Consider the following 15461-nt stretch of genomic DNA (forward strand, 5'->3'; position numbering starts at 1 on the left):
CCTCGAGTGGTCCTGCACGTTCGACAACGCTCTCGGCCTGTATCTTCGCGTATAAGTGGCGGACTTGTTCCGAGAGCTCTTCCCAGCGTATTTGCTCATCCTCGGAAAGATAGACAGGATGCGGCCAGTACCAGTAAGGAGTCAGGATACCGTCCCGGATACCATCTCTCAGCGTATATGGGGGAGGCACCATGCCGCCGAAATAGTCCATCAGGACTTTGGTCCCGTCTGGGTCCCCAAACCGTTGGGGAGTTGCGCTCAGTCCCAGGCGTGGTCCCGTTTCTAGGGAGAGGATACGCCGGTACTGGGGGCTGCCGAGCGTGTGTACTTCGTCTGCGATGAGAAACAGGTGATCCCCTGAGTGGATCTGGGAGAGGAATTCACTCTTGGATGCTGTCTGGGCAGTAGCCAGTACCACCCTCGGTCGTGTGCTCGGCGTAGGCCGGGTCCACAGCCGCAGAAGCCCCTCGCTCCTCCACCGGCTATCTCCTGCCCCACACCGAAGGACGGTCGAGGCAGAAGGGCCGAGCACACGCCGAATTTCGCGGCCCCACTGTTCTAGGAGGATCTGGCTAGGCACCACAACTAGGGGAATCTCTCCCCTGTCAAGAGCGTCACGCATGGCCGCAATCGCCGTGATGGTCTTGCCGCTGCCTGTCGCGTGCTCTAGTATACCCCGTCTCCCACGCTCGGTCCACGCCTGTAGTGCCTCAAGCTGATGAGGTCGTAACATCTGACCCCCTACGCTCACGTCGAAACGAAGCCGAGCCTTCCGATACGTTTCGGCCTCCTCCACGATTTCGTCCACTAGTTCCGGCCATCGTTCCGTTTCGGCTACAGTAACCAAGAAGGATCTCACTGCGTCGGGGAATGGGACCACTTTGACGGTCGGGTACTTGTCTGACCACAAGCTCTCAAAGTAAGAGATTTCCGCCGCGACCCGCGATCTTTCCCGCTCACCAGCCCAACTCACGTACACATCGACCGACTCTAGGTTGCCATCGTTAGCCAACCCTAGCCAAGACTCATTCATCGAACCCCTAAAGACGACTGAGTTTCCGAAAGTATCCTTGAAGATCCCGACCTTGTCGTGAAAGAACCGGCCAAGACGCGCTTCGGCCGATTCGCCTAGAAAGGCAATCCGAACGTCCAAGACTCCCATGGCGACCAGGGTCGCTAGGACACGTGTAGGCTTGTTAAGTCGGGGAAGATCTAGCAGTTGGTGAATCTGTTGTAAGACGCGGGCAACGTCCTCTTCAGATCGAGCATGGTAGCCATATTGTATGGCCGAGGCATCCTCCGGGCTGAGCGACGGTGAAGTCACGACCCTCATCCGCCCGCCGCGGCCAACAAACGCCTTCAAAGCGGGCCAAGCTATAATGTACACGGTGCTGCTGAAGAAGCCTACTGCTCTGTCATATGCCACAGCACGCTCCATACACGGGAGGTAGAAGTCGCGCGCGATGTCATCTGCTCCCTTGTGGTATGCGTGGCGCAGCTCAAGCTCCGAAAGCCCGGGCATGACGACCTCATCTTCTCCGCGTGGTCCAGGCTATGACGCTGGCTATAAACATGCCCCTTCCACAATCTGGAGGGCCACCGCGCACCTTGCCGACCGCTGGCAAGTTAGTACCATCCGTGCAAGTTACTTCCCTTCTCTGCCCCGCCAATGGCGATGCAAATCCTGAGTACTTGGTGTCCCTGGTAGAAGGGTTGCGCATTCGGGCAATTACCATCGGCGGAGTCGAATCAAGACTGGTGCCCACCCCCTCCACGAAGAGCAGGGCCAGCAGCCACGAGACCCGGCCCAACAGGGCAGCCGGTATCATCCAGAGGACTACGGCCACGCGGGCGAGGTCTGCGAGGACCATGATCCGACGCCGGGATCCACGGTCCGCCGCGACCCCGGCGAAGGGACGAACGAGGGCGTTGGGCAGGGAAATCACCAGGATGACGAGGCTGGAAGACAGGGTTGCCCGTGAGCTGACGCTCCTTCTTCGCCTTCTCGACGAGCACCTCCACACGCCGCTTGTACTTCCCATTGATCACGATCTGCAGCCCTTCGATGGCCGCAAGTCCCTCCGTCAGCGGCCCCCTCGGGACCACCGGCGCCCAGCGCATGAACCGCGGCTCGAAGCTCACAAGGTCCGCCCGGGCGTACTCGCGCTGATGCTTGTGCTTCTGCCGGATCCGCTTGAGGGTCTCTTGGGCGCTGCCCCCGTAGAGAAGGCCCTCAAGATGGGTGGCCACCTCGCGCAAGAACGCCTGGCGGTCGGCGAGGCGAAGGCCCACCAGGTCGAGCTCACGAAGCCCATCCATCCCGCTGGCACTCTCACACCGTAGTCGACGATGTCGCACCCCCCGGTCAACTTGAGGTACGCGCCGACCAGGTACTCCCCCATCTCGGGCATTGCGCTTCGCTACGGACGAGAACGCTGAGAAACCCGCAGGGCTAGAGGCGACTTGACGCTGCAGCGGACGGCCTAGTTAGGATGAACGAGGCCGGCCCCCGTTCACGACGAACGTAGGTTACGTCCCCCGGGGGACGCAGAGCTACACCCATGATCCCCGTCAAGGGCCTGCCCTCAAGCAACGGCTTGCAGGTCCACCGGCTCCTGTTTACGACCCTGCTTGACCGCTTACGGGTTTCGGTCGAGTATCTGGTCGAGCCGTTCGGCCAGCCACGTCAGAACCTGGGTCGTGGGATAGGCCGCCGCGTGGCGGTCAAGCAAGGAAAGCTTGGCCGTGTAAAGTTCGGGACGGGTGCCTGCAAACAACCGCCCCGAGCGCCACATCGCCCAGGCGATCCGAGCCAGCTTGGCCGCCAGCGCCACTACGGCCCCTTTCTTCGCCCGCAGTCGCTCGTAAAACGCGCGCAGGGCCGGAGGGCCGTGATGGGCCACGCTGCTGGCGGCCTCGACCAGAGTCCATCGCAGCACCGGCGGGCCTTCCTTCGTGATGGGGCCCCGCCGGTCGGTGGTGCCGGACTGGTAAACGCGTGGTACCAGGCCCGTGTAACTGGCCACGTGCTTGTCGCTGGGAAAACGGAACGGGTCGCCGATGTAGGCGTAGTACGTGGCCGCCGCGATGACGCTAAAGCCTGCAAGGGAAAGCAACAACCGGACGGGCGGGCAGTCCTTCACCCGCCGGCCGATCTCGCGCTCCACCGCCTGCAGGTGGGTGTTGGTCGAGCGCACCTGTTCCAACGCCACCGCCAGCGCCACCCGCTCGGCCGGGGGCAGATCCAACTCCCACAGGGCTTGGAGGTGCCGGCGCGCTTGCCAGAGGTTGCGCGGCGTCCGATAGCCGTGGCGTTGCAGCAGGCTGCGAATTTGATTCTTCCACCGGGCCCGCTGCTCGACCAGCTCGCGGCGCAAATTCACCAGCTCCCGCAGCTCCCGAATGGGTTTAATGACGCCGGTCTGGGTGCCCGGCGAGGAGGACGAGGCGCTGCGGGATCTGGTGCGAGCCCGGGAAGGCGCCAAGCGGGACCTGCGGCGCGCTCGCCAGGAGCTCACCAGTTTCCTGCTGCGTCACGGCGTGACCGCACCCAAGGGGACGACCCGGTGGTCCCGGATGTTTCTGCGCTGGCTCGATACGCTGAGCTTTCCCCACCGCGCCACCCAGGTGGCCTATCAGGAGTACCTGGAGGCGGTGCCCGCGCAGCAGGCCCGGGTGGAGCGGCTTGAGGCGGAGATCCATGCCATCGCCATGGAGAGCCGGCATGCACCGGTCATCCAGGCGTTGCAGGCCCTGAAAGGGGTCCGGGAGGTCACGGCGGTGACGCTGGTTGCCGAGGTCGGGGAGTTCTCCCGCTTTCGAAGCCCGGCCCAGCTGATGGCCTACGCCGGCCTGGTGCCCCGAGAGCATTCGAGCGGGGCCCAGACCCGCCGGGGCGGGATCACCAAGACCGGCAACGCGCATGTGCGGTTTGTGCTGGGGGAAGCGGCCTGGGCGTATCGCCATCGCCCCGCCATCCGGAATCCCCTGCGGACCCGGCAACGGGGTGCCGGTCCGGAAGTCCTGCGCATCGCCCTCAAGGCGCAGCAGCGGCTGCATCGCAAGTACTGGCGATTGCTCGCTCGGGGCAAGCCCTCGACGGTGGCGGCGACGGCGGTGGCCCGGGAGCTGTTGGGGTTTGCCTGGGCCGTGGCCTGCCACGTTGAGGCGCAGCAGGCCCCCGTGGCGGCCTGAGGGAGGGCTGGAAGCGACAGTGCGAAGCCCGATGGAGATCCGGCCGTCCGGGTGAGCCGGAATCGACCGGGGGCCGGTGGGGGGAACCCTCGACGCTGCTATGCACACGGCGCTGGAGCTGCACGTACGCGTCTAGTTCGAGGCAGTTCCCCGACGGATGGCGTAAGAAAAATGCAGTAGCCAACCCGCGGATATCAGAGTGCCAACCGTCGACGACATCCCCGGCCCGGCTGCACCCCGGCGGATCACAACGGGGGTTGACGGCCACGTTTATATCAGCAGCTTCGCCACTTTGGGATACGATGCCACTGGCGGTAGACCTTCGAGCACCGTCATGACCCATCGACCCCGGGGCAGCTGTTCGTGACCGCCCTCGCACGGTGTCTGAGGCCATCGGTTGTCACAGTAGGCCCTCGTCTCGCCAGACCGTTGCGGATCACGTCAACGCCCCTCGCGACAGAGAGTGCGCTGCCCCGGCTGTCTAGAACGGGGGCCGACAGTGTGCGCCGGCTGACGAGTACAAGTATCCCAATAGGTGGAGGGCGACGAGGCAGGGCCGCTGGGTGGCCATTGTCTTGTGGTCCATACTCTTGTCGCTTACGGCCACACCGGAGAAGAGCAGTGCTGCTGAGGCGGGCGGGGAAGACTGGATGGAACTCTTGTTCGCCAAATCGATCGGGGAACTAGAGCCCGTCAGAGAATGGAAGGTCCGGTGGACGAGGTCCCTGATGAAAAGGTGGCTGAGGCCTGCGAGAACTGGGGCCTTAGGATTGGTAGCACATGGAATGCAGACGTGCCACTACGCGCGGTGTTTGAAACAGGCTCGGAGGCCGTCGCCTCAGGCTTTTCCCCTCCCCGCTCATGCGGGCTGCGGGACCGGCTGCCCGGGCCTCCACCGGCTGAGCTTCTTGGTGTTGAGGACGAAGAAGGTCATCACCGCTTGAAAGGCCACCCCCCGAAGGCGCTGATAACGGGCCCGATCCAGACGGTGCCACTTCTTCACCTCCCCAAAGATACGCTCGATGGTCTTGCGCACCCGCATGGCCACCCGAATCCCTTTGGGACGGTCTTGATTCTTCCCCGGATGGAAGTAGACCACCCGGCGGTTCTGGCCACCCTTCAAACACCGCACCTTCAAGGGGCAGCGCTGGCAGGTCCGCTGGGAGAAAACGTACAGGAAGCCGCCTCGGGGATGAGGGCCGGCTTGGCCGGCGGCACCGGCAGGGCAGGTCACTTGGTTGGTTTGCGGATCGTAGGCGAACCCGGCTGGCAGCGTGCTGCGGCGGTCCTTGCGGGGCGTGTAGATGCGCACACCGTGGTCATGGAGCTCCTGGCGCAGCGTCGAGGCATCGTAGGCCTTGTCGGCGGCGACAGCCCGAGGTCGAAGGCGCAGGCGTTGCCATTTGGCCCGAAGCGTCTTCACCTGCGCCACCTCGCTTTCGTTGCCCGGCACCACCGTGACCGCCGTCACCAGCCCGTGCTCGTCGCAGCTGGCCACGACTTTGTACCCGAGAAAGGCTTCGCCCTTCTTTTGAAATCCCCACCGGGCCTCGGGGTCGGTGAGGCTGGCCACGCCCTCGCCATTCAACACGGCCCGGTACTGCGCCTTGAGCCGGTCCACCTCCGCATCCGCCACGTCGTCCAGTTGCTGCAGCAGCGCTTCACCCCGCGCCATCTCAGCCGCCAGCAGCGCGTCGCGGTCCGGAAAGTCGGTGTCCGCCAGCGGCTCGGCCCATGCGGCGAGATCGTCGGCCTTGTCAGGTCGCACGCGCCGAAGGGCCCGGACCAGGCGCTTTCGGCCTTCCCGCACCAGCTCCAACTAGTTGCGGATGGCCACATCGGCCGCCACCTTCGTCCCATCCACGATCATCCATCGGCCCCGGGCCAACCCCTTGGCCTTCGCCTGCTCAACCACCCGGTCCAGCAGCGGCTCGTAGACGCCCGACGCCTTCAACCTCCGGCGAAAGACCACCAGCGTCGTGTCGTCGGGCACCGGGTCATCCCAGCCGATTCGGCAAAACCGGAACAGCACGTTGAAGCGCAGCTGCTGGGCCAGCTGCACATCCGAGAGGTTCGCCCAGATTCCCAAATACAACGCCCGAAACAACGTCTCGGGCGGATAGCTGGGGCGTCCCTGGTCGGGCGAGTAAAGGCCCTTGACCTCCTCGTTGATGAACGAGAAGTCCACGGCCCGGTCGATGGCCACCAGCGGATGGTCTGGCGGGATCATTCGGGCGAAGATCTCCTCGTCGAAGAAGCTGCGCTGGCCACCGCGGCTTTGGAGCTGCAGCATCGAAAGGGCCTCCAGTCCCGTCGCGTCGGCCATGGATTCGATTCAGCCCCGCGAAATTCCTGCCCAGGATGTCAAGTTGAACGAGGACTATTTCAGAGCTCTCGTGGACTTTGTTTTCGCGGAAGGCTACGTCCTACGGGCCAGCAGCACGCTCCTCTCCGTTGCTCGTGTCGACGGAGCGGCAGAGCCGAGGTGCGTCTGGTCCCTTGGGATTGGAATGATGTTCAGACTCCCTGAGTCGCCCGAAGTCGATCCCTGCCATTTCCAGGCCAACATCCCGGTGGCGGTGCTGGAGGCGCCCGACCTTACACCCCTGAGCAGGATTCACGACAAGCTCTCGGAGGCACTGACAGTCCACTCCGTGTCCTTTCGCGCTGGGGCAGACAGTCGGCCCGGAGGGTGGTGCGTCACTCGTCGTCGCGGTTGCCGAGGTGGTTGCCGAACTCGATGCATCCCGGGAGTTCGTTTCCCGAACGCAGTACTGCATGCCGGGTCGCGAAGCCGCGTTTCTGGTGTGGGCCGCCGGCTGGAGGTTCCTCACGCAACCTGTCTGCCCGTGAAGGCCGCCGTTGACGCCGGTCCTCGACCTCGGGGAGGGGACATCCTGCCGCGCCGGTAGGGGGATGCACGGGACGTTCACCAGATTGTCCACCTGTGTCGTTACCGAGCCATGTGTGTCGGACACGCCGAAACCAGCTGCGCGGATGCTGTGCGGTTTGCTGCCGAATGGCAACCCGACCGCGTTGCCGCGGAGACGTCCGAAATGCCCGAGCCGACGCCACTTCCCGGCAGCCGAGTCTGGCCGCGAGGAGATATGCCGCAACATATCGCGCTTCATAAAGACTTGCCGAACCCGGCGCGGGCGAACACGAAGGTGCGTCTCGACACCAGATACTGCACGTTAAATCTCGGCAACACCGGCCATACCACTATGCGCATTCACAGCTTCGGCACGAGGCGCCGGTCATCCCCGGCGTAGATGAACCCACCAAGTGAGAAGAAACCAATCTCCACCCCCTCCCCGTAATGCCCGACTACATGACGAAGCAGTTCGTCAGGCAGGAAAGGGACCCGGTTGCCAACATGGGGAAGCCTTCGATGCGACGGGGCGAACACCACTTCACCGTTCACCAGCCGCAACACCCCGAGCACCCGGATGTTGACCCTGTAGCGAAGGTACTGCTGGCGTAGGTCTTCGGGGATCTCCCGGTCTTCGGCGATGGCGCGCAGCCCGTATTCCTCACCCGCCCCGGAGACCAGCCGGCCCTCTGACGAGACGGCGGTGGTCCGCCCGAGCACCCCCTCGCTGTCCGTTTTAAGCTGGACCACCAGGAATTGTCCGTTCATGGGGATGCGCTGAAGTTCACTCCGGTACGGCACCACGAGGTCGGCATGAAACTCCGGGCCGCCCTCGCTGAATCCTCGAAAGATCCCGACCACCTGCTCCCGGGGGAACAGCGTCGTGATCATCATTGCCACCCTCCATCGGTGCCCGTGCGTAGCCGGAAGGCATCCAGCAGCGGCCTCCTCTGCTCGGGTACGAGCAGCCGAATGGCCTCGAAGATATCTCGTCCTGTAGAATGCGAAGGTCAAAGTCCACACGGCGTAGATACAACGGCTTTGCCCACCTAAGCCCTTATAGATCCCGTCGTGTCGCCGTTTGTGAGGTTGAATGCTCGCTACGAGCTGTACAACGCCAGATAGCGGTGATGTGATAGGTTGGGTTTGACAGAGCTAACCCATTAGAGCGGGGGTGAGGCCTTGAGGCGCCCCAGGCGTTATCGCGAACGAATTCGCTTCGAAATGCACTCGGTTCAGGCCAAGAGCGTCCAGGGGCTTTTGGCTCGCGAGTCGCGGGAGGGCTTTGGGCGCAGTCAGCTGGAGGCGCAAGTCCTGGCAGCTCGCAGCGTCCAGTGGCTGAGAGCGTTGGGCGCTTCGGCGCTGCCCGGACAGGTGCAGCTTTCGGTGCCGGCCACCCCGTCCCGCCGGTATAGCCGCCGCTACCGCAGGCCGTGCATGGTCAGCGCCGTGGACGTGGGCACCGACGCGGAGGCCTGGGAGGCCTTTGGCCTGGCGGCCATGCAGCGGGGTCGGCTGGTGCGGTGGCTGCACGAGACCTACCGCCAGGGAGGTTGGGCCAGCCTGGCGGAGCTGGCCGCGTGGGCCAATTTGACCCCTACGGCCTTGCAGGCACGTCTGGCGCCGTTGCGGCGGGAGGGCATCTGGCTGCCCCATGTAGGTACGAAGGATCCGGGTGCCGGCGGGTGGATGTGGGAGCCCTACCTGGTCGGCCGCTATCTGGCCGACGGACAAGCGGAGAGCCTGCGCCGGCGCTGGGGAATCCCCCTGGCCACGTGGGAGGCGACCCTGCGGCGCTTTGCGGCCACGGTCAAAGCCATGGAGGCAGGACACGACATGGACACCGTCGCCGCCTGGCAGGGGCTCAGCCTGCAGGAGGTGAGCCAGTTCGGGCAACTGGCCCGACGCCACCGACGCCGGCCGCGGCTGGGCGAGTTGCTCGATGCCTATGGTCAGACCCTGCCGCACGAGGCAGCCGCGGGGCCGGCCATCGAAGAGGAGCTTACGCGGGGTTACGGATTTTCGCCGGTGGCGGCCCGGCTTTACCGGGCGCGCCTTGAGGGGCCGGCGGCTTCCTTCCGCCGACCGCCTCGGGACGGGGAGCTTTGCATGCTGGCCATCAGCGCCGACGAGGGGGCCCGGGCGCGGCTGGAAGAGGCCCGTCACGTACCGGTACGCCTGAACTGGCTGACGGCGTCGGATCTGGCGCTCGGGCCGCGCAGCGCGCATCCCACCCGGGTGGCCGAACTCAAGTTTGCCCGCCTCGTACGCTACGCCACCGAGGCCCGGGCCCAAGGGGCGCTCTTGAGCCTGCCGGACCTGGCGGTGCTGATGGGGATCTACGTCGACGCCATCCGCCGCCAGCTTCAGGCCCATCCAGAGGTGGTGGTGCCGACCCGGGGCCGGGTGAAAGACATCGGTCGGGGCGTCACCCACCGGACCCGCATCGTTGAGCTCTATTTGCAGATGCACACCGAAAGCGAGATCGTCGACCGCACCGGCCACAGCTACGAAAGCGTCGAGGCGTATTTGAAGGAGTTTGCCCGGGTGATGATGCTGGCCGACCGGGGGCTGAGCGCCGTCATGATCCGCCGGGTCACCGGGCGCTCGATGCGGCTGGTGGAGGCGTATCTGGAGCTTTACCGTCGCTACGACCAGCCGGCTTACTTGTTCCGGCTGGCGCAGCTTCGCCAGGTCTTCGCCCGGGAGCCGGTGCTCCGGGCGAAAAAGGGGGCTTTGCCTTCCCGTATCGGGGAGGGCAGGCGATGATGTGGCGGGAGGAGGTGCTGGGGCCCTTACGGGAGCGCACCCTGGAAAACGCCCAGGTCCGGCTGCTGGTGGAGCGCTACGACCTCTCCCGGGACAGCCGGCTGGCGCGGGCCATCGTGCAGCAGGTCAACCGGGAGCTGGACGCCGAAGAGCGCCGGCGCGGCGTGCAGCGGGTGCGGCCGGGGGAGTTGCTGATCCGCACCGGTCAGGGTCCCTTGGTGCTGCCGCTTCGCACAGAGGAGGACCTCGATCGCACCCTGGCCGGAGAGCGCTGGGACGTCATCCGACGGGATATTGTCGCCCGCTGCGAAGCGCGCTACCGGGTGCTTTTCCCCGATGCACCGCGCTGGCAGGTGGAGGCCTTCTTGCGGCGTCTCTGGCCAGGAACCGGGCACCGGGTTTCGGGGCCCAGGCCCAGCCCCATTTACGGCCCACGGCGGGAGCGGCCATGGGGATCCACCCGGCTGACGGGGGAACCATTGGCGGCCCTGGACGCCCAGCGGGCCCGGCGGTGGGTGGAGCGGGACCCGCCGCGGCCGGCTCACCGCCCGGAAACGCTGGCCAAGCTTCAGGCCTTTCTATGCAACGAAGCCGGCATGGCACCGGCTGTCCAGGAGCCCATGCTGCTCGATCTCATGGGCCTGCGGGCGCGCTTTTGCCCGCGGGTCTCCGTGCTGGGGTGAGGCCGGGAATCGACCCGGGGCCGCTTTCCGCCGCCCCCTCGGTGGGAGCGTTTTGGCAGGCTTTCTTCCATGCATTCCCAAATCAGCCGGGCGGGGTACCTCAGGCGATGCCTCGTTTTTCAGAGCTCGCGTCGGAGGCAACAACCCCATTTCGAGTACCTTTCTTTTGAGGCAAGGCGGTATCTTGACACAAGCGCGATCACGCGTATACTACACGTTAGGTGCTGGATTGTTCGCCATTGGTGCGAATACGCTGTTGAGAACTTCTCTCACGTGTATCAAGGCACGTTGCCGCAGACGCACACCTGATCCCAGCAATCTCCTGCTGCAGGTATCCGCGAGGTAAGCCGTGCAGATGCTGTGGTTTCCCCAACGCTCACCGACGCGTTGGCGTTACCTAGGGAGGGGGATGTGGACGGACCCGCCTGTCCGAAGTCCTGTCGAGCCTGTTTTCATAACTGCTCTTAGGTACAGAGGACTCGACGTTTACGTGCTTCGCTGAGGCCTGCGCCACGACCTGACGGCCACCGGTGGGTCACGGTCAGTCTACGGCTCCTGTCTTGAGCCAACCGCAGAAGGGTTTTGCGGCCGCCGGCCAGAGTGCCCCAGCCCGCGCGCTTGCCGGACGAAGGGTGGGGTGGCATGCCCCCGAAGGATCCGCGAGTACGCTCGGGGGCGCGGGCAGCGTTCTAGCAGCGGGCGACAGTGCCGGAACGGGCCCATGTCGTGGGACTGGTGCCAGTTGCCGGATTGTTCCCGGTGAGGGCAGGCGGATCGGGCATCCCCGCCAGATCAGGCGCGCTGTCCAGTAGAGGCGCCCAAGGGGGGTGCCGGATGCCTCTGATCCTACGGGGGAGGGGGTGTAATCATGGAGAAGGGCGTGGAAGACGCAAAGGACACCAAGGTTATCGCGGTCCTGGAGGAACCGGCGAAAGAGAAGCGAGTGCTGAAGCTCAAGTCCATCGATCCGATCATCTTCTGCAAATTCAGTGCCGCTGCTGTGTTCACACCGTGATCGTCCGGTGCGTGGGTCGGTATGGGGCCAGGCGCAAGTCTGGCCCCATCGGCCCCGAAGCCCAAGCCGCGCCGGCCTGAGCGGAAGTGGGAAGGCATGAGGATCAGGCTCAAGCCTTACGTTCGATTCCGGATGGAGAGGTTCGGTGGTCTCGTATCGAATACAGACGGACGCATCCTGTTCGTCACTGCCGAGGTGATCCGTGCACTCGAAACTCGCAGCTCTTCGCCTGAACTGTACCAGTTCCTGTTGCATCACAGGATCGTCCAACAGGAGGCCATCTGTCCTCCTGCGCTTATCGGGGATCACCCCGAGTTCCTTCTGGACGAAATCGAGATTCCATCAGGTATGGAATGCCTGTCCAGTCCGCTCGCTCTCCACCTTCTGGTGACTCGTCGGTGCAATCTATTCTGCCCTCACTGTGCCACGGGAGGCGGGGAGGTAGCTCATCATGAGTTGACAGAAGCCGAATTACACGGGCTCCTAGATGAGGCTCTGGAGATGGGAGTCTTCGCTATCTCGCTTTCAGGAGGGGAACCACTGACTAGGTCTGATCTGCTTCCGTTTCTGGCGCGCGCTGATGCCGCGGGGCTGCGGGTGACCGTACTGACAAACGGACTTCTTCTCGATGAGACGATACTAGGCCATATGCCTCGCAATGTCTCCTTCTTGGTCAGCCTGGATGGTCTGGGCGAGGGGTACGAGTACTTCCGCGGGAGCGACAACTACAGGATCATCAGCAGGACGATCAGGCTGCTCCAGGAGTCCGGCCGGCAGTTTGCCCTCACGTGCATGTTCACCAGGCTCAACAAGGATCAGACTCGAAAGGTGATGCAGCGGTTTCTCCTCGCCGAGGGCATCCCGGTAATCCCAACACCGGTGCTGCCCCTGGGGCGGGCGCGCTCCCATGAAGAACTACTGTTGAGTAAAGATGACGCGGAGGCCTTCGTCGCGCTGAAACAGATGAAGCGGGAATACTATGCGACGAAGAAGGCCCGGAGCGATTCCCCATCCGGTCAGCCTTCGTTTACCATCGACGACATGACCGAGATTTTCGAAAGCGCATTCTGGGCATGTTCTGGCACCCGATCGGATCTCGCAGTCAACTTCGACGGCACTGTATACCCTTGCCTGAACTGCGTCTGTGCTTCCGTGTTTCCGTTGGGCAACATCCGGGAGACCACTGTCAAGCAGATCTGGCATTCGAGCGAAGCCACCAAGCGCTTCCGTCAGATCACGTGGTCGGATTTTCGGCGTTGCTCGGGGTGTGACATCGCGTCGTTCTGCAACTTCCGTTGTCCGGCACTCTCCTTAATCGCGCATGGCGACCCCTTGGTCTGTGGGGCCGACGCGTTCACCCAGGCAGTGATCCGGCTTGGTGCGCGGCAGAGGCTTTCCGACCCGCTACGGTGACCTGACCATTTCCCATGAGGGGAGGAGTGAGAGTGAGGCTCAAGCGGCACGCAATGGTCCGGCGAGAGGCATTCGGTGGCCTTGTTCTATGCGATGACCTGTGGCACACGGTGCTCTTCGTGAAACCAGAGGTGGTCGATGCAATCGAAAGCGGTGAGATCCCCCTGTCTATGCAGGAGTACCTGGCCATGCACAATGTTGTTGAGGCCGAAAAACCGGTTGCCCCAAAGCCGGAATGGCGCGAGTACGAACTCCAAGAACTCAAGGTCCCGCAGTCCTGTACGCACCTGGCGGCCCCAATCAGTGTGGCCCTGGAGATCACCAACCGCTGCAACCTCTCCTGTATCCACTGTGCAAACCGGGCGGGCCGGGAATCTCGGGAAGAGTTGACGACCGGCGAAGTGATGAAGCTGTTCGATGAATGGCTGCAGCTCAGGGTTTTCATGGTCACTATCACAGGCGGCGAGCCATTCAGCCGAAAGGACATGGTTGACCTGCTTCAGTACGCGGATGAGCGAGGCCTCCACGTATTCGTCCTGACCAACGGATTGTTGATCACGCCGAGGATGCTAGAGAGAATCCCCCGGAGTGTCGGGTTCCAGCTAAGCATTGACGGGCTCGGTGACCAGTACGAGTACATCCGCGGTCCAGGCACCTTCCGTAGGCTCTTGCAGACTATCGAGTTGCTGAGGGCAGATCGACGACCTATGGGCGCTACCCTCGTCTTCACCAAGAGGAACAGCAGACACGCGAAAGAGGTCCTGCAGTTCTGTCTGGAGAAGGGAATCCGGCTGAAGGTAGACCCCCTCCTGCCCCTTGGCCGGGCGCTAGACCGTTGGGATGACCTGGCACCCGATGTCGCAGATGCGCAGCTCTTTCTGGAGGTGAGGCGCGCCAAGATAGAGCATTTTAGAAGGGCCTATAAGGACCTCTTCCCCAGTGGTAGGCCGTTCAACGTGATGGATCTCCCGGAGATTCTCGGAGCCTTGTTCCTCGCGTGCGAAGGAGGTCGGAGCGACCTCTGGGTCCGCTATGACGGCCGCGCCTACCCCTGTGCCAACCTCTCCGCAGCGGACGAGTTCATGCTCGGGAGCGTTCGGGAGAGTAGTTGTGAGACGATCTGGAACGAATCAGCGACGCTCCAGCAGTTCCGCAAGATAACCTGGCAGACATTCAAGAAGTGTTCCAGCTGCGAGATCGCTGACTACTGCACATATCGGTGCCCCGCATTCTCGCTCTTCTACCACGGCGACTTCAGGACGTGTGGCGCTAACGACTTCACCCGGGAGGTCATCAAGATGGCACGGGACGAAGGCATCACGGATCGGGTGGATGGCCAATAGGGAAGGAGTCCCGGGAACGTGGTGCTCAGCCAAAGGGTCCTCGCTTTGAACGACCTGGGGGGCCCGAGAGGGAGAGCATCGTGCCTCCTGCTGTACCACCCACGTTGATCGTCTTTGCGGAGGACGCCCGCCAGATGGAGGTCGTGCTGTCCCTCACTCCTGAACTGGAGGCACTGGGACTGGGCCCATCGTACATGTTCTTTGCCGAGTCAGAGTTCGACACTTTCGATCGCTACTATGACGCCCGAAGGGCTCTCCCGCAGTTGAAAAGTGCGCTGGCCTCCTTTCGGGAGGCGCTGCGCCGGGTACCCGGCGATCCCGGCATCACCTTCTCCGTGGGCTATGCACTGTGCTGCCTGAGGGCATTCGATCGGGCGCTGTCGGTCTTCCGCAAACTGTGGCCGCTCTGCCCACACCTGAGAAGCCTTTTGGCAGTATGGATCGGCAATGCTCTGGTCATGCGAAGTTTCGGCGGAGGCGTACAGGCGGCAGAGTGGTTCAACCGTGCGATCGAGGCAGAGCCGCTCTGGCCATACGCCCACTATCGGGCCGCTATCGGCTGTCGCGAGTCGGGGGATCTGACGGCAGCTACGTCCAGGGCCGAGAGGTCGATTGAGTTGAACCCCTCCTATCCATACGGATACTACGAGTTGGGCAACATCCTCCTCAAGAGGGGCGACTACTTGCCGGCGATTGCGTCATTTCAACGGGCACTTGGACTGGCCCCACGACTAGCGGGGGCACGCTACCAGCTTGGTCGTGCACTGCTGCTATCCGGCCGACTGGCAGCGGCTCGAGCCGAATTCAGCCGGATGACCCAGGAGTTTCCTCGAAACCCCTTTGGTTACGTCGGGCTCGCCAACGTGGCTGCTCTCGAAAGGAAGCGTGCGGCTGCCGTCCGGTGGTTACGGAGAGCACTGGCGCTCGACCCTGACAATCCACAGGCGAGTGCCAACTTGGGGAGCATCCTCCTGGTGAACGGTAGGTTTGACGAGGCAGAGCCGGCCTTGCGGCGAGCCCTGTGCCAAGCCCCTGAGGATCCGTGGGTGGGCTATCATCTGGCAATCGCGCTGGCACACAGGGGCAAGGTAGGAGAAGCCAAGGCGATCCTCGGGAACGTGATCCGGCATTGCGAGTCCTACCCGGACATGGCACCGGTCGCTGAGAGCGCC

The 15461-nt window shown here is 63.6% G+C and carries 13 protein-coding genes; 7 read left to right on the top strand and 6 right to left on the bottom strand.

Translation table 11 applies throughout. The annotated features are described in order from the left end of the window. The 3 genes from AB1609_04290 to AB1609_04300 form a co-directional block, all read right to left on the bottom strand. The coding region (locus tag AB1609_04290) for a DEAD/DEAH box helicase family protein (protein MEW6045689.1) at window positions 1-1522 on the bottom strand (1522 nt) is incomplete at its 3' end. 227 nt (window positions 1523-1749) lie between these two features. After that, the gene (locus AB1609_04295; protein MEW6045690.1) at window positions 1750-2319 is read right to left on the bottom strand and encodes a hypothetical protein; all 570 of its coding nucleotides are present in this window, start codon (window positions 2317-2319) and stop codon (window positions 1750-1752) included. 320 nt (window positions 2320-2639) lie between these two features. Beyond that, window positions 2640-3518, bottom strand: coding sequence for an IS110 family transposase (locus AB1609_04300; protein MEW6045691.1), 879 nt, complete (start codon window positions 3516-3518; stop codon window positions 2640-2642). Here AB1609_04300 and AB1609_04305 point away from each other — a divergent pair. Further along, window positions 3403-4194, top strand: coding sequence for an IS110 family transposase (locus AB1609_04305; protein MEW6045692.1), 792 nt, complete (start codon window positions 3403-3405; stop codon window positions 4192-4194). The two genes, AB1609_04300 and AB1609_04305, sit on opposite strands and share 116 nt — an antisense overlap. Window positions 4195-5053: 859 nt before the next feature. Here AB1609_04305 and AB1609_04310 read toward each other — a convergent pair. The 3 genes from AB1609_04310 to AB1609_04320 form a co-directional block, all read right to left on the bottom strand. Next, a complete protein-coding gene (locus tag AB1609_04310; GenBank protein ID MEW6045693.1) occupies window positions 5054-6004 on the bottom strand; it encodes a transposase in 951 nt (316 codons plus the stop codon). Between the two features lie 9 nt (window positions 6005-6013). Further along, entirely contained in the window at window positions 6014-6520 is a 507-nt protein-coding gene (locus AB1609_04315) for a transposase (GenBank protein ID MEW6045694.1), read from the bottom strand. A gap of 906 nt (window positions 6521-7426) precedes the next feature. After that, window positions 7427-7966, bottom strand: a complete 540-nt coding sequence (locus AB1609_04320) for a hypothetical protein (protein ID MEW6045695.1) — start codon at window positions 7964-7966, stop codon at window positions 7427-7429. A 324-nt stretch (window positions 7967-8290) separates the two neighbouring features. Here AB1609_04320 and AB1609_04325 point away from each other — a divergent pair, with 324 nt between their 5' ends. The 6 genes from AB1609_04325 to AB1609_04350 form a co-directional block, all read left to right on the top strand. Then, window positions 8291-9835: a DUF1670 domain-containing protein gene (locus AB1609_04325; protein ID MEW6045696.1), complete on the top strand. Its 1545-nt coding sequence runs from the start codon at window positions 8291-8293 to the stop codon at window positions 9833-9835. After that, window positions 9832-10518, top strand: coding sequence for a hypothetical protein (locus AB1609_04330; protein ID MEW6045697.1), 687 nt, complete (start codon window positions 9832-9834; stop codon window positions 10516-10518). Before AB1609_04325 ends, AB1609_04330 begins: the two co-directional genes overlap by 4 nt. An 868-nt stretch (window positions 10519-11386) precedes the next feature. Beyond that, a complete protein-coding gene (locus AB1609_04335) occupies window positions 11387-11533 on the top strand; it encodes a hypothetical protein (GenBank protein ID MEW6045698.1) in 147 nt (48 codons plus the stop codon). 96 nt (window positions 11534-11629) lie between these two features. Then, window positions 11630-12946 carry a radical SAM protein gene (locus AB1609_04340; GenBank protein MEW6045699.1) on the top strand — a complete coding sequence of 439 codons (1317 nt, stop codon included), beginning with the start codon at window positions 11630-11632 and terminating at the stop codon, window positions 12944-12946. A gap of 32 nt (window positions 12947-12978) precedes the next feature. Then, window positions 12979-14289: a radical SAM protein gene (locus AB1609_04345; protein MEW6045700.1), complete on the top strand. Its 1311-nt coding sequence runs from the start codon at window positions 12979-12981 to the stop codon at window positions 14287-14289. A gap of 80 nt (window positions 14290-14369) precedes the next feature. Continuing rightward, window positions 14370-15461 (top strand): tetratricopeptide repeat protein (locus tag AB1609_04350; protein ID MEW6045701.1); only part of this gene is annotated, 1092 nt, incomplete at its 3' end.

It is taken from the genome of Bacillota bacterium (genome assembly GCA_040754675.1).
Classification (GTDB): Bacteria; Bacillota; Limnochordia; order Limnochordales; family Geochordaceae; genus Geochorda.

Coding starts and splice junctions, on each gene's coding strand:
- AB1609_04325 (MEW6045696.1), top strand. CDS start 8,291: ATGCACTCGGTTCAGGCCAAGAGCGTCCAGGGGCTTTTGGCTCGCGAG.
- AB1609_04315 (MEW6045694.1), bottom strand. CDS start 6,520: ATGGCCGACGCGACGGGACTGGAGGCCCTTTCGATGCTGCAGCTCCAA.
- AB1609_04335 (MEW6045698.1), top strand. CDS start 11,387: ATGGAGAAGGGCGTGGAAGACGCAAAGGACACCAAGGTTATCGCGGTC.
- AB1609_04340 (MEW6045699.1), top strand. CDS start 11,630: ATGAGGATCAGGCTCAAGCCTTACGTTCGATTCCGGATGGAGAGGTTC.
- AB1609_04295 (MEW6045690.1), bottom strand. CDS start 2,319: ATGGATGGGCTTCGTGAGCTCGACCTGGTGGGCCTTCGCCTCGCCGAC.
- AB1609_04305 (MEW6045692.1), top strand. CDS start 3,403: ATGGGTTTAATGACGCCGGTCTGGGTGCCCGGCGAGGAGGACGAGGCG.
- AB1609_04330 (MEW6045697.1), top strand. CDS start 9,832: ATGATGTGGCGGGAGGAGGTGCTGGGGCCCTTACGGGAGCGCACCCTG.